Source organism: Caballeronia choica (genome assembly GCF_001544535.1).
Lineage (GTDB): Bacteria > Pseudomonadota > Gammaproteobacteria > Burkholderiales > Burkholderiaceae > Caballeronia > Caballeronia choica.
In genome coordinates this window covers 1-1,168 of sequence record NZ_FCON02000488.1, presented here as the reverse complement: position 1 = coordinate 1,168, position 1,168 = coordinate 1, and the positions used below count along the sequence as shown (strand labels likewise).

The 1,168-nt window shown below is 65.0% G+C and carries 2 protein-coding genes; both read left to right on the top strand.

Annotated elements, in window-relative coordinates:
- Window positions 1-207, top strand: a 207-nt coding sequence (locus tag AWB68_RS50600; RefSeq protein WP_445344371.1) for a PaaD-like zinc ribbon domain-containing protein, incomplete at its 5' end; no start/stop codon positions are given.
- 14 nt (window positions 208-221) lie between these two features.
- Window positions 222-1,168, top strand: a 947-nt coding sequence (locus AWB68_RS45205) for a ferredoxin--NADP reductase (protein ID WP_087650486.1), incomplete at its 3' end; no start/stop codon positions are given.

Sequence of the window (1,168 nt, the reverse complement as noted above, 5' to 3'; positions counted from 1 at the left end):
CCCACCGGCAACTGCGGCCACGCGGCCGCGCCCCAGCAAAAGACGATCCGCTTCGTGCCGCGCGCCGCGGCCAACGACAAGCCCGCGTGCCCGCGTTGCGGCTCCGTGCACACCGAGCGCCTCGCGCAGTTCGGCTCGACCGCGTGCAAGGCGCTGTATCGCTGCCTCGATTGCCGCGAGCCGTTCGACTACTTCAAACCCTACTGAGACGATCCCGAATCATGTCGACTCCGCAATTCCATCCCCTGCGTATCCGCGAGGTTCGGCCCGAGACCGCCGATGCCGTCACCGTTTCGTTCGACGTCCCCGAAAAGCTGCGCGACGCGTTCCGCTTCACGCAAGGCCAGTTCGTGACGTTGAAGACGCACATCGACGGCGAAGAGACGCGCCGCTCGTATTCGATCTGCGTGGGCGTGACGGACTACGACCGCGACGGCGAGTTGCGCATCGGCATCAAGCGGGTGCGTGGCGGGCGCTTCTCGAACTTCGCGTTCGATACGCTGCAGCCCGGCCACGAGATCGAAGTCATGACGCCCGATGGCCGCTTCTTCACGCACCTGAACGCGGATCACGCGAAGCATTACGTGGCGTTCTCGGGCGGCTCGGGTATCACGCCGGTGCTGGCGATCATCAAGACGACGCTGGAAACGGAGCCGACGAGCCGCTTCACGCTCGTCTACGGCAACCGCAGCGTCGACGCGATCATGTTCGCCGAGGAACTCGAAGACCTGAAGAACCGCTTCATGAGCCGGTTCTCGCTGTATCACGTTCTGTCGGAGGATTTGCAGGACGTCGAGTTGTTCAACGGCGTGCTGAACCAGGAGAAGTGCGCGGCGTTTCTGCAGACGCTCGCGCCCGCTGCTGAAATCGATGAAGCGTTCATTTGCGGACCGGGGCCGATGATGGACGCAGCGGAGGCGGCCTTGAAAGACGCGGGCGTGCCGCCGAAACAGGTGCACGTGGAGCGCTTCGGCACGCCGTTGCCGCAGGCGGGCGCACCGACCATCGAGATCACCGACGACACGCCCACGGCCGACCTGGAACTGATCATCGATGGCAAGAAGCGCAAGCTCCGCCTGCCGTATGTGGGCGTGAGCGTGCTCGATGTCGGGCTGAAGGCGGGGCTTGCGCTGCCGTATGCGTGCAAGGGCGGCGTGTGCTGCACGTG